Origin of the sequence: Erysipelatoclostridium sp. MSK.23.31 (genome assembly GCF_019125875.1) — a bacterium.
GTDB lineage: Bacteria > Bacillota_I > Bacilli_A > Erysipelotrichales > Coprobacillaceae > Thomasclavelia > Thomasclavelia ramosa.
This window is the reverse complement of sequence record NZ_JAHOCB010000005.1, coordinates 12286-25866: the sequence shown is the minus strand read 5'-3', so window position 1 is coordinate 25866 and position 13581 is coordinate 12286. Positions and strand designations below refer to the sequence as shown.

14 protein-coding genes are annotated in these 13581 nt (G+C 29.9%); 12 read left to right on the top strand and 2 right to left on the bottom strand.

All coding sequences use genetic code 11. The annotated features are described in order from the left end of the window. The first annotated feature begins 119 nt into the window (after positions 1-119). From KSU54_RS03850 to KSU54_RS03800, 11 genes are all read left to right on the top strand, one after another. On the top strand, positions 120-632 hold the full coding sequence (locus tag KSU54_RS03850; protein WP_117791895.1) for a flavodoxin: 513 nt from the start codon (positions 120-122) through the stop codon (positions 630-632). A gap of 3 nt (positions 633-635) precedes the next feature. Further along, entirely contained in the window at positions 636-1385 is a 750-nt protein-coding gene (locus KSU54_RS03845; protein ID WP_003537529.1) for a carboxymuconolactone decarboxylase family protein, read from the top strand. A 48-nt stretch (positions 1386-1433) separates the two neighbouring features. Further along, positions 1434-2273, top strand: coding sequence for an SDR family oxidoreductase (locus KSU54_RS03840; protein WP_117791894.1), 840 nt, complete (start codon positions 1434-1436; stop codon positions 2271-2273). A 15-nt stretch (positions 2274-2288) separates the two neighbouring features. Continuing rightward, positions 2289-3257: an aldo/keto reductase gene (locus KSU54_RS03835; RefSeq protein ID WP_003537531.1), complete on the top strand. Its 969-nt coding sequence runs from the start codon at positions 2289-2291 to the stop codon at positions 3255-3257. A 134-nt stretch (positions 3258-3391) separates the two neighbouring features. Continuing rightward, the gene (locus tag KSU54_RS03830; protein ID WP_008791548.1) at positions 3392-3940 is read left to right on the top strand and encodes a flavodoxin family protein; all 549 of its coding nucleotides are present in this window, start codon (positions 3392-3394) and stop codon (positions 3938-3940) included. 30 nt (positions 3941-3970) lie between these two features. Beyond that, positions 3971-4450, top strand: a complete 480-nt coding sequence (locus KSU54_RS03825) for a heme-binding protein (RefSeq protein WP_117791893.1) — start codon at positions 3971-3973, stop codon at positions 4448-4450. A 948-nt stretch (positions 4451-5398) separates the two neighbouring features. After that, a complete protein-coding gene (locus tag KSU54_RS03820; RefSeq protein ID WP_167309560.1) occupies positions 5399-5554 on the top strand; it encodes a hypothetical protein in 156 nt (51 codons plus the stop codon). A gap of 160 nt (positions 5555-5714) precedes the next feature. After that, positions 5715-5957, top strand: a complete 243-nt coding sequence (locus KSU54_RS03815) for a hypothetical protein (RefSeq protein ID WP_003537537.1) — start codon at positions 5715-5717, stop codon at positions 5955-5957. Between the two features lie 117 nt (positions 5958-6074). Then, positions 6075-6929 (top strand): Cof-type HAD-IIB family hydrolase, encoded by an 855-nt coding sequence (locus KSU54_RS03810; protein ID WP_117791892.1) that lies wholly within the window; start codon positions 6075-6077, stop codon positions 6927-6929. 94 nt (positions 6930-7023) lie between these two features. After that, positions 7024-8295 carry a hypothetical protein gene (locus KSU54_RS03805; protein WP_003537539.1) on the top strand — a complete coding sequence of 424 codons (1272 nt, stop codon included), beginning with the start codon at positions 7024-7026 and terminating at the stop codon, positions 8293-8295. A gap of 325 nt (positions 8296-8620) precedes the next feature. Beyond that, positions 8621-10309, top strand: coding sequence for a M3 family oligoendopeptidase (locus KSU54_RS03800; RefSeq protein WP_008791550.1), 1689 nt, complete (start codon positions 8621-8623; stop codon positions 10307-10309). Positions 10310-10502: 193 nt separating this feature from the next. Here KSU54_RS03800 and KSU54_RS03795 read toward each other — a convergent pair whose 3' ends face one another. Together KSU54_RS03795 and KSU54_RS03790 are read right to left on the bottom strand one after the other, a co-directional pair. Next, positions 10503-11876, bottom strand: coding sequence for an MATE family efflux transporter (locus tag KSU54_RS03795; protein WP_008791551.1), 1374 nt, complete (start codon positions 11874-11876; stop codon positions 10503-10505). Positions 11877-11988: 112 nt separating this feature from the next. Then, entirely contained in the window at positions 11989-13092 is a 1104-nt protein-coding gene (locus KSU54_RS03790) for a methionine synthase (protein ID WP_008791552.1), read from the bottom strand. Between the two features lie 187 nt (positions 13093-13279). On the opposite strand from KSU54_RS03790, the gene KSU54_RS03785 reads away from it, so the two are divergent. Further along, complete coding sequence (locus KSU54_RS03785) at positions 13280-13507, top strand: hypothetical protein (protein WP_009300224.1); 228 nt, start codon at positions 13280-13282, stop codon at positions 13505-13507. The last annotated feature ends 74 nt before the right edge of the window (positions 13508-13581 follow it).

Genomic DNA, 13581 nt, shown 5'->3' with positions numbered 1-13581 from the left:
TAGAACTCTTTGGAGTTCTTTTTTCATATAAGTTTTACTTATGAGAATGATTAGCAATTAAAATTGTTATAGTTTTATTAATATTTTAAAATATAACTGTAAAAGAAAGGGTGAGTAAGATGAAAAAAAGTTTGATTGTATACTTTTCGCATCGGAAAGAAAATTATGTAGCAGGTGCTATTAAAGATTTAAAAATAGGGAATACGGAAGTGATTGCTAAAAAAGTTCAAGCCATAATAGGAGCAGAATTATTTGAAATTCATCCTCTTCATGAATATCCGTCTAAATATGATGAGTGTACAAAATTAGCTAAAGATGAATTAGAGACTAATGCAAGACCAAAAATAATAAATATTATTAGTCATTTTGAGGAATATGAAAATATTTATCTTGGCTATCCAAATTGGTGTTCAACGATGCCGATGTGTCTTTGGACTTTTTTAGAAAGTTACGATTTCACCAATAAACACATATATCCATTTTGTACTCATGAAGGAAGTGGGTTAGGTAAAAGTATTAGTGATTTAAATAAAATTTGTCCTAATGCAATAATTCATCAGGGATTGGATATTTTTGGTAGTCAAGTATTTGACAGTGACGAAAAAATATTTAAGTGGTTAAAGGAGAATTGAAATATGGCAATAACTAAAAATGCTCAAAACTATCATGAACGAATGTTTCCAGGCTATGAGTCAAAATTATTAAAAACAGATCCAGAATTTATTGAATTATTTGATAATTTCGCATTTGACGAAGTAGTTAATCAAAATGATTTAGATGATAAAACAAGTATGATTGCAATTTTAGCAATGCTTCTAGGCTGCCAAGGTATTGATGAATTTAAAGCGATGCTGACTGCTGCGTATAATTTTGGTGTAACACCAATTGAAATGAAAGAAATTATTTATCAAGCAACAGCTTATTTAGGGATTGGGAGAGTATTTCCTTTTTTACACGTAGTTAACGATTTTTGTACTAAAAATGGTATTACTTTACCTTTACAAGGACAATCTACGACTAATCAAAGCAATCGTTTAGAAAAAGGAATACAAGCACAGGTTGATATTTTTGGTCAGGATATGTGTGAATTTTATAAAAGTGGAACAGCAGATATAAAACACATCAATTATTGGTTAACAGATAATTGTTTTGGAGATTATTATACTAGAAAAGGCTTAGATTACAAACAGCGTGAAATGATTACATTTTGCTTTTTAGCAGCACAAGGAGGGTGTGAGCCACAGTTGGTATCACATATTGAAGCAAATATTAGATTAGGGAACGATAGAGCTTTTTTAATAAAGGTGATTTCTAGAGGAATTCCTTTTCTTGGATATCCAAGAAGTTTAAATGCTTTACGTTGTATTAATGAAGTAATAAAATAATTTAAAAAGTATATGGGATTCCATACAAATAATGAGGAGGTAGGAAAAGTGAATAAGGAAGTTATGATCGTAACCGGTGCTGGTCAGATTAGTATGGCTATTGCAAGAAGACTTGGATATGGTAAAAAAATTATTATTGGTGATAAAAATATTGATAATGCTAATAGGATTACAAAGATAATGAATGATGCTGGCTTTGATGTAATACCAGTTAAAATGGACTTATCATCTAGAAAGTCTATTTTAAAGATGATTAAGGTTGCTCAAAATTATGGGGAAATTAGTATGCTTGTTAATGGAGCAGGAGTTTCACCTAGTCAAGCATCGATTGAAACAATTTTAAAAGTTGATTTATATGGAACTGCAGTTTTATTAGAAGAAATAGGTAAAGTAATAAAAGACGGTGGAGTTGGGGTGACGATTTCAAGTCAGTCAGGTCATCGAATGCCAGCTTTAGGAGTTGAAATTGATGAAATGCTGGCTATTACAGAAACGAATAAATTATTGGACTTAGAAGTACTGCAGCCACATAATATTCAAGATACACTTCATGCGTATCAGCTTGCTAAACGCTGTAATGAAAAAAGAGTAATGGCTGAGGCAATTAAATGGGGACAAAAGGGTGCTCGGATAAATGCCATCTCACCTGGAATTATTGTAACTCCATTGGCTATTGATGAATTTAATGGTCCAAGAGGAGATTTTTATAAAAATATGTTTGCAAAGTGTCCAGCTGGGCGGCCTGGAACGGCTGATGAAGTTGCAAATGTAGCAGAACTATTGATGGGACCCCAAGGAGCATTTATTACAGGTGCAGATTTTTTAATTGACGGTGGGGCTACTGCTGCATATTTTTATGGACCACTAAAACCAAAAAATAAAAGTTAATTTAAGGAGAAAAGTATGGAATATGTAAATTTAGGAAAAACAGGATTAAAAGTTTCTAAAATATGTTTAGGATGTATGGGATTTGGTGAATTAGATCGTGGGGGAATCCCTGGAAAAACTGCAGAAAAAGAAGCTCGAGAAATTATTAAATATGCGCTAGAACATGGTATTAACTTTTTTGACACAGCTAATTATTATAGTCTTGGTGCGAGCGAAGAAATTCTTGGACAAGCATTAAAAGATTATGCTAATCGAGAAGATGTTGTAATTGCAACTAAATTGTATTACCCAATGTTTGATGGTGTTAATGCAAAAGGATTATCACGCAAAGCTGTTTTTACAGAAGTTGAAAATTCGCTAAAGAGATTACAGACGGATTATATCGATCTGTATATTATTCATCGCTGGGATTATACTACTCCGATCGAAGAAACAATGGAAGCGTTGAATGATTTAGTAAGAATGGGGAAAATTCGTTATATTGGAGCTAGTGCGATGTATGCTTGGCAGTTTGTGAAAGCTAATAGTATTGCAGAAAAGAATGGATGGGCAAAATTTATTAGTATGCAGAATATGTATAATTTAGTGTATCGTGAAGAAGAAAAAGAAATGATTCCAATGTGTCAATACGAAAATATTGCTCTTACACCATTTTCACCACTTGCTCACGGTGTCTTTAATAAGGCGGTTGATACTCCGCGGACAGATGGCTGTGGTAAACTGCAAAATGATTATCAATTAGCTCATGATTGCGAAATCATTAAAAGAGTTTATGAATTAGCTAAAAAATATCAAAAACCAACTAGTCAAATTGCTTTAGCATGGGTTTTAAGTAAGCCATATATTACATCGCCGTTAGTAGGTAGCTCTAAAATTAACTATTTAGAAGATGCTTTACAAGCACTAGATATCGTCCTGACTCCAGATGAGATAGCATATTTGGAAGAACCATATGTGCCACACAATCAATATGGTTTTAGATAATTAATAGAAATAAAAGATTATGAACTTATCCATAATCTTTTATTTTAGACTTAATAAACCCCTTGACTTAAAGTAAAGTTGAAGGGCTATGATAATAAAAAGAAAATTAATAAAAAATGAAAGAGGAAGCCTATATGAAAAAGATAGTCGTTATATCATCAAGTCCTAGAAAAAATGGTAATAGTGAAATTTTAGCTGATCAATTTATCAAAGGTGCGACGAGCGTGGGACACAAAGTAATAAAAATCAATTTAGCAAATTATAGAATTGCTCCATGCCTAGCTTGTGAATACTGTCGAGGACATCACAATAGGTGTGTTTTAAAAGATGATGCGAATAAGGTAATTGAGGAAATTGTTAATGCTGATGTATTTGTAATGGCAACACCAGTTTATTTTTATAGTCTGAGTGCACAGCTTAAAATTTTAATTGATCGTATGTTTGCACGTGAATATGAAATCAGAAATAGCCCTAAACGAAAAACAGCTTATTTAATTTTAACAAGTGGAAGTACTGATCGTGAACAAATGCACGGAACAATTGAAAGCTTTAGAGGGTTTATTAAGGTGCTCAAAAAGGTGGATGAAGGAGGAATTATTTATGGTTTAGGAGCATTTAATAAAGGTGATGCTTACACACACCCAAGTTATGATGAAGCTTATCAAATGGGTTCAACAATATAATTAATTAGATTTCTTATCAGGAGGAATAAAATGGAAAATTATTATAACTATTTTGTAAATAAAGGAAATCATCCAAATAAACTAGATATTTTAAAAGAAGAATATAAATATATTTTTGAATATTTTAATCTCCAGACTGCTGCTTTGATTATGGATAAAATAATTGATGAAGCTAAATATTATAATCGACCATTTGCTGCAAGAATAGTTTATAACAATAAAATAATCAGGCAATGTTTTGTTAATAGTTATAATGAAGAAAGTATTAAATGGTTAGGCCGTAAAGAGCGGGTATGTCTTGAAACAAAACATTCCTCGTATTTTATTTTTCTTGATAATATAGATACCCATAATTATAATCAAATGATTTTTGATGAAGAATATGGTCTTTGTGGGGGAAGTTTTCCTATATTTATAAAAGGAGTACCAGCAGGGGCAATTACTGTTACTGGATTAAGACCTCATGAAGATCACCAAGTCATTGTAAAAGCATTGGAAAAGTTATTTTAATTAGTCATTCATTAGTGTCAATTATGATATTTTTAAGAATTAAGAATAAGATGGATATAGTTTTTGATGCCAATTGATCTAAAAAATAGATAATGTTTATTTAAGGTGAAAACAATTATTATAGCTACAGTTTTAGGAATGATCATTAATGACTATTTTTTACCAAAACCAATTCTTAATTTTATATTGATTGGAATGATACTTTCAGCTGTTTTTGCAAATATGTTTAGTGAGTCTGAATTATCTTCACTAATGCATGAGTTTAATCTAATATTATGAATTGCACGATTAGGGGTAACTTTGATTATGTGTCCTGCTACAGTCATTAAATATCTTGGTTTTACACTATTACCACATTCTTGAGTATCTTTAGTATTTACTGGAATTGCTGTTTCAACTCCAGCTGCTTAGATTATTCAAAGAACGATTGCTACTGCCGCAGTGATTAATGAATTGATTGGTGTAATATTTGCAAAAAAAGGTTTTGAATGGGCCGGAGAATTAACATATAAAAAGGTTTAGGCATATTCTAAGAATACGCCTTTGAAATTTTTTGAATCAGTTAATGCTTTGCTATTAAGAGTTTAAAATAGTTAGATATTCTTTCATGTGTCTTTAAAAAATATAATTGGGAAATACGTTTCATTAAGAATAGAATAAAGGTTGTTCTTAATAATATCAAGAATAATTTTTAAATCATTATCAGCTAAATTTATGTTATGATTAGTATATATTTTTTAAAGACTGTAGGAGATAGATTTTGTGATCAATAATTTATAAGTTTCCAATTTGGCATAAGCATTCCTCTACTTTTTTTATAAAATGCTTATCTTAACTGTATATTTATACTATACTGTTAAGAAAATAAAACAACAATATTCAATATCTTTAGATTTATTTAATCATAGATAAATTTGTAATCATTGTATAAAATTGGGAGGAATAATTATGCCAATAAAATGTAGAAATATCCTAAGATCTAAAGCTTTGAACAAAGAGGTGCTTATTGAATTATTGAAGAAGAAACCTACACGTAAGATTATAGTCACTGATAATATTAAAAGTGCTAGTATTAGTCGTAGGACTTTTTATGCACATTATTAAGATACAATAGATTTGTCAGAAAGCTTTCAAAAAGAATTTTTGGCTCAACCAAGCAGCTTTACTGAAAAAATAAAGGACGAGGATTAAATGATAAAATAGATCTATTACTCAATGAGGTAATAAGTATCTTAAAAAAGATTATGAAACATATAAGATTTTAGTGAATCAAGATTTTTCATTTTCTTTTTATCAAGATATTAAGAAAGTTATTATTTTACAATTATTAAAAGAGTATTCATGTAGTCAAGAAGTTCGACAAACTTTAAATATTTTTATTTTAGGGCTTGTTGTGTTATTGAGAGAATGGTTAGAAAATCCTGATCTTGAATCGATGGAGGAATATGGGAAAAACTTTTCTTGTCCTCATAAAACTATTTTTAGTAGTAAATCTAGTATAATTTAGATATTTTCATAGTTAATTATGATAATTCAGACATAAATTTTTTTATTTAGAAAAAAAGTTAAATACATTTTAATTAATAGTATAATCGTATTAATTATAAAAATATTGGAGGGTATTATGACAAAGAAAATTATTTTTTTTGATGTTGATGGAACTTTAGTAGATGTTCGACCATCACAAGAATATATTCCTGCTTCGACCGTTAAGGCTGTCCAAGCGACAAGAGATAAAGGAAATTTATGTTTTTTGTGTACGGGAAGAAGTAAAGCTGAGATTTTTGATCATATCATGGATGTTGGTTTTGATGGAATTATTGGAGCTGGTGGTGGTTTCGTTGAAATTGGAGATCGAATGTTATATCACAAACAAGTTTCTCGCACAGCAATCAACCATGTTGTTGATTATTTTGAGGCTAATGAATTTGATTATTACATTGAAAGTAATGGTGGATTATATGCAAGTAAGAATTTAATTCCACGATTAGAAAGAATAATGTATGGGGATTTGGAAAATGATCCAGTTGCACGTAGAACTAAAGCTGAAACTCCTAATCATTTTATTGGATCATTAAAAGAAGGTTATGATCTTCATCGTGATGATGTTAATAAGATTTGTTTTTTGGAAAAAGATAATTTCCCTTTTGAAAAAATAAAAAAAGAATTTGAGCAAGAGTTTAATGTAATTCATTGCACTGTTCCTATTTTTGGTGATAACAGTGGAGAGTTATCGGTTCCTGGAGTTAACAAAGCTTCAGCTATTAATGCTTTGATTGATGAGTTAGGTATCCCTAAAGAAAATACATATGCTTTTGGTGACGGATTAAATGATGCAGATATGCTGGAATTTTGTCAATATGGGATTGCGGTAGGTAATGCTAAAGAGGCATTAAAAGAAATTGCTGATGAAGTGACAGACGATATTAAAGATGATGGTATTTATAATTCAATGAAAAAATATGGTTTAATTGACTAAAAAGTCCTACGTTATGTAGGATTTTTATTTTAAAGACTCTAAATGAATAACTTAAATATGTTATAATAAAGGAGTTATTAAAGGGAGAAAATGTATGGAAAGTAAAAATAATAATTTAAAAGATTTGATTGTATCTGGAAGTTATACAGCTTTTATTAAAGGCGATGACTGGGGATGCGGTGTCAATAAAATATTGCTAAGTCTCGATCATAAAATTGATCAGGTTAATAATCTGAGTTTTGTGGTTAAAGAGAAGAAGTTGACTACAGATTATTGTGATACGCTATATCCGATTATTGAAAGTATTATTTATAGAACTGTAACAAATGTTTATTTAGTAGACTATAGTGGTCAAATAACTAGTGAACCATCTAATTTTATTATGATAGAAATGAAAATCAGTCCAGCAGAAGGAAATCCATTATTGTTTTCAATGCAGACACAATATAATACATATAATGATTTATATGAATTGGACATCATGATAGCTGATGGACATGAAATGACCTCATTAGGTCAAAAAGTTAAACAAATAAATATTGCTAAAAAAATGAAAGATAAGATTACTAGTGCAGATCTGTTTGAAGAAGCGTTATATGAATCTTGTGATGGAGTGAGTTATAAATATGCTGCTTATAATCCTGTGCAAGCAAGTGATACTTTGGTTGTTTGGTTACATGGGCTAGGTGAGGGAGGAACAATTAATACTGATCCTTATATTACTGTATTAGCTAACAAGGTTAGTTCATTAGCGGGTCAAGAGTTCCAAAATACGATTGGTGGGGCTAATATTCTGGTACCTCAGTGTCCAACTTTTTGGATGGATAAAACTGGTGATAGTTTAGCAACTAAATTTACGGAAGCAGATGGGACTTCATATTATTGTGATTCTTTACATGAATTGATTAATTTTTATCGAAAAGAAACTAAAAGTGAGAAAGTTATTATCACAGGATGTTCAAATGGTGGCTATATGACAATGTTGATGGCACTTAAGTATGGTAAAGAATATAATGCCTATGTGCCAATTTGTGAAGCTTTTTTAAATGAAAAAATATCTGATGAAGAAATTAAACAATTAAAAAAATTGCCAATATTCTTTATTTATTCCAGAGATGATGATGTCGTAGCCCCTGAAACCCATGAATTGCCAACGATTAGGCGCTTGTTAGGGGCTGGGGCCAGCAACGTTCATACTTTTGTTTCAAAGCATGTTATTGATACTTCTGGGCGTTTTAATGATAAAGATGGAGAGCCATTACGATATAGTGGTCATTGGTCATGGATTTACTTCTTTAATAATGAGGCAGTATCTGATCGTTGTGGAATTAGAGTTTGGCAATGGATGGCACAACAGTTAAAATAATCTGTAAAGGTAAAAAAGATAGTATCTCTAAAAATGGATGCATTAATTCAAATAAAAGGGTTGTTGTCTATATTTAATTAGATACATTCATTTTTTTAGTAGATTAATTTTTTTGTTACTCTGATAAAGACATATTTATTGATTATTACTTTAAGTTTATTCGTTGAATCGTTTATTATAACTATCGCATTTTACGTTTTTTTATTATATGAAAAGATTTATTAGTAATGTTTACAAAAGAATATTTTGTTAAAAATTAGGGTAATACTTTATATTTTATTGTATATAACTAAAAAATTATTAAAGATAGATAAGGAGGATAAAGATGAAAAAGAAGTATAGATTATTGACATGTTTATTAGTTTTTATGTTGGGGTTAACTGGATGTACTACAGATGGTTATAATATTCCGCAACCACAAGCTGAGGTTGTTCCCGAACATTCTGATTTAAATTTTGAAGATATGAGCTATGAGCGACCAGATATTGATGCAATAAATCAAAAAATAAATGATTTATTAGCGAAGGTAGTGCTAGAAGGAAATCAAGAAGAAATTTTAAAAGGATATGATGAAATATTAAATGATTTAAAAGAGGTTGATCAAATGGAGTCATTAGCATCTATAAAAAATAATATTGATTTGTCAGACTCTTATTATGAAGAAGAATACCAATTTCTTACTAGTGCTTTTGTGAAACTAGATAATCGTATGAACGAATTAACCGAAGCTATTTTGACAACTTCATATAAAGATGCGTTTGTTAAAAAGATGGGAGAAGATTTTATCGAACGTTATGAGAAGAATAAGAAACTCAATTCTCCAGAAATTGAGGAACTAAGTGAACAAGAAACAGCACTGATTAATGAATACAGTAAAACTGCTGCTAAAGAATATACTACGATGATCAATGGGCAGAGTAAAACAATTGATGACTTAGATTTTAATAAACAAGAAGATATTGACGGGTATTATGATATTTATGAACAAAAAAATAAAGAGTTAGGAACGATTTATAAAAAATTAGTCAGTATTAGAGTTGAAATTGCGAAAAAATTAGGATATGAAAATTATACGGATTATGCTTATGATTTGTTAGGTCGAGATTTTAGTAAAGAAGATGCAGAAAAATTTGAGGAAGCAGTTTTAGAGTATGTGGCACCACTAGCAGCAAAGATGGATACAAAATATCAAGAAAAATTACAAAAATTGGATACTAGTGAAATTACAGTCGAATCTGGTTTTTCATATTTAAAAACAGCATTAAAACAGGAATTTCCTAAAGCAATGCAAGATGCTTATGATTATATGCAAAAACATCACCTTTACCAAATTGATGACGATTCAAATATGCTCCATGCTGGGTATACGACAATTATTGGGAATGAGCCATTTTTATTTATTAATACTTCAGACTACAAAGATCCTTCAACTTTATTTCATGAATTTGGGCATTATTACAATTTTTATTTGATGGGAGGAACATCTTGGAATGATGGTAATAATCTCGATATTGCCGAGATTCATTCACAAGCATTTGAGCTGTTGATGTTTGAATATTATGATGAAATATACGGTAGTGATGCAAAACTAATGGAGATAAAGGTTATTAATGATATGTTAAATAGCATCTTACAAGGATGCATAGAAGATGAATTTCAACGAAAAGTTTTTGAAAATCCAGATATTTCATTAGAAGAAATGAATACTTTACATGGTCAAATTTATCAAAAATATATGGGTTATCCTTTAGAGTATGAATGGGTCGATATTCATCATCATTTTGAAACGCCGTTTTATTATATTAGTTATGCTACGAGTGCAGTTTCATCATTAGAATTATGGTTAGTAGGTACAAAAAATCGTGAAGATGCATTAAATGCATATCGCAATATGACTCAAAACACTCTCAATGTTGATTACTTAGATGCATTAAAAGACTCAGGTTTCAGTAATCCTTTTACATCTAAAGTAATTAAAAATATTTCTTCTGAAATAAAAAGAGAATTTTTATAATAATAAAAAGCCATTTATTTAGATGGCTTTTTAATTGAAGAATTTTTTGGTTTGTTTTTTGTTGGTGGGCTTGGTTTTATTGGTTGAATAGGTTTTATTATTTTTTTCATTATAACTAGACTCCTCTGTTTAATTATAGCACAGATAAAAATGAAAAATAATCAGTTTGTTTAAAAATAAATAGTCAAGATAATTAGATGACTTTAAAATTTTTCCATTGCCCTTGTAAATAACGTACTAAGATAAGAGCAGATTTAATAGCCCAATCGCCAACCATTGCTAATGCAATTCCAATTACACCAAGGTTCATCCAAACCCCAAAAATAAATGATAAGATGACACGACACACAACAGTTGAAAAAATTGAAGTATACATCGTGTATTTTACGTCACCAGCTGCTCTAAGGCCATTTGATAATGATGAGGCTATAGGGCATAATAAGGCATTAAATAGGTTATGAATAAAACATAAAATAATAATTAGTTTAATCGTTTCGTTCGATAAACTATACAATTTAAGAATGATAGGGGTAAATAGGAAAAATACAATATTCCAAATGATCCCGCCAATATAAGTGATTCTTAATAATTTTTTCATATAATAGTCCGCCGCTTCTTTATCACCGGCTCCCATACATTGACCGATAACAGTGATAAAAGCTGGTCCCATTGCAATACAAAAAAGAGCGGCCATTGACCAAAAGCTTTGTGCAACCCCGTTTGCAGCAATCTGGCTAGTTCCAAACATTGCGACAATACTACTTAAAGCAACTTTAGATAATTGAAATAAGCCATTTTCAATGCCGTTGGGAATAGCAATATTTAGGATACGCTTAATCATTTGAGCATTCCATTTAAAAATATCCTTAATGCGAATATAAATAATATTTTTCTGATTAAAAGATATAATTAATAAAATTAAAGCCGCAACGACTCGAGAAATTAGTGAAGGGTATGCGACTCCTGCAACACCTGCATGAAGAATAAAAATTCCAATAGCATTACCAATAATATTAATAATATTCATGATGATTGATACATACATGATAACACTTGTTTTAGACATACTTCTAAACAATCCGGCACAACTGTTATAGATTGCTAAAGCAGGAAAAGAAAAAGCAGAAATAACTAAATATTTTAAGCAGGCATCCATTACATCTGGAGCGACTTTTCCAAACAATAATGTTAGTAATTGTTCTCGAAAAATAACCGATAATACTAATAAAATAACTGAAATTATTGTTGTTATCATAACTAATTGACTAGCTGCTAACACTCCATTTTCCTTGTTTTTATTACCGATATATTGGCTGGCAACAACGGCACCACCAGATGCTAATGCAGTAAAGACAAGAATGAAGACCGTATTCAACTGGTTGACTAGTGAGACACCAGATACGGCTGCTTCACCAGCATAACTAACCATTAGAGTATCAGCTATCCCAACTAATAAGATCAATAATTGTTCAATGATCAAGGGGATGATTAGAGCTCGTAGATGCTTATTTGTAAAGATTTGCCGTTTTTTATCTAATTGTATTTTTGGTTCAATAAATTTAAACATATATATTCCTCCGTTTTTCATATAATACAACCTCGACTTGACTCTAAGTCAATTGTTTTTTTATATAATGAAGAAAATAAAAAAGAGAAACTAATTGTTTCTCTAATAAGATTTATAAAAAATCCTGACATGAAACTAAAAGGTCTATTTTTGCCCATTGAGTTTTTTCATCAATACAGTTTCCCTCTTCAACAGAGGCGAAGCCACATTGAGGTGATAATGCAATATTTTTACCAATAATTCTTTTTGCTTCAAAATAACGTGTTTTTATTTCATCATATGTTTCTAGTTTAGGATTTTTAGTTGAAATTAAGCCAGCTACAAAAGTAACATTAGTATTTTTTAATCGTGCCCATGGTGTAAATGAACCTGAACGCTCATCATCATATTCTACAAAGAAGCCATCATATGGGATTTGACAAATGATAGGGGCAACAGTATCATATAAACCAGAAAAAAGAGGATAGCCTTTAAAATTTCCTTTACAAAAATGGTTAGCAATGGTCATGTCAATAGGTTTATTTTCTAATGCTTTTGTAGATACTTTTCTAAACCATTCTAAAATATCTTCTTTTTTGTATCCAAGTGAGCTTACTTTTAAAAGGAAATTATCATCAATCATATAGGTCCATGATGTATCATCAATTTGTAAATAACGACAACCATGATCATATAAATCTTTAATTGCAATTTGAAATGCTTTTCCAATATCATCGATAAGAGCATCAATATCACCATTATAATATGGTACCTCTTTTAAACCTAATTGAAGAAAATGATCAACTAAGATCATATTTGGTCCAGAGATACATTTTTTGGCCTCAATTCCAGGATATTTTGTTACTAGGTTGAATAAGTAGTCCCAAGCCTCGATTTCTGGATGATATTTATCTTTATCATAGGTTATTTTACCGTTGATCATTCCTAATTCAATGTGATTTGTTACACCATTTCTCGTTTTATCAAGATGTTGAGTTGTAAAGCCATTAAATTCTTTTAACCAGTCCAAATGCCACCATCTTCTTCTAAACTCGCCATCAGTGACAATTTTTAGTCCATGAGCAACTTGTTTATCGACAAGTTTAGCAATTTCATCATCTTCAATTTTTCTAAGTGTTTTTAGATCAATCTCTTGATTAAAATATTTTGCTCGTGCTTCTTTGATTTTTTCAGGTCTTAAAAAAGAACCAACAATATCATATTTTATCTTCAACATATTTTTGTTCTCCTTTTATTTTAATATAAATATTATAAAGAAAAATGGCATACTTTTATAATACTAAAAAAAGCTGTTTGGCTATAGGATGAAGCTATAGTCGAATATTTCTAATTGACTTATAGTTCACTATAAGTTTTATAATTGAAATAAAGTATTATTTGAACAATTATGGAGGAGTATTGAGATGAAAGTAATTACAATTATAGTACCATCTAATCAATGTCATTTATTAATTAAGGAATTAGAAGCAGATTATTTTATTTTTAAAAAATTTGATAATTATGAAATTATGCAGGATTTTTCAATTTTATTGCTAAATATTTATGATTATCAATATAATTTAATAGAAGCTGCACTAAAAAAATTTGAAATGATAAATAAGCAAAAATGCTGTCTTTGTATTAGTAAATAATTTATATTATCTTTAAAAAAATTCTTGCGCTAAAGTATGCTTTAAGGCTTATAATAGTTTTGAAAGGAAGGGCA